The sequence below is a fragment of the Microbacterium sp. IEGM 1404 genome (assembly GCF_030056775.1).
In the GTDB taxonomy this organism is placed as follows: domain Bacteria; phylum Actinomycetota; class Actinomycetes; order Actinomycetales; family Microbacteriaceae; genus Microbacterium.
In genome coordinates this window covers 1-225 of the sequence record NZ_JASHKP010000025.1, presented here as the reverse complement: position 1 = coordinate 225, position 225 = coordinate 1, and the positions used below count along the sequence as shown (strand labels likewise).

General features: G+C 69.3%; 1 protein-coding gene. It reads left to right on the top strand.

What is annotated here, in order from left to right; all coding sequences use genetic code 11:
• A partial coding sequence (locus QM517_RS18140) for a CarD family transcriptional regulator (RefSeq protein WP_283289558.1) occupies nt 1-225 on the top strand: 225 nt, incomplete at both ends.

Sequence of the window (225 nt, the reverse complement as noted above, 5' to 3'; positions counted from 1 at the left end):
CGCTGGAGCTCACGCCGGGCGACGTGGTCGTGCACGCGACCCACGGCATCGGCAAGTTCCTCGAGCTCACCCAGCGAGAGGTCGCCAGCGGCGGTCGCAACGCCGTGAAGACCACGAAGGAGTACCTCGTCCTGGCGTACGCGCCCGCGAAGCGCGGCTACCCCGGCGACAAGCTCTTCGTCCCCACCACCCTCCTGGTGAAGCAGCACCTCGAGACCTTCGCCG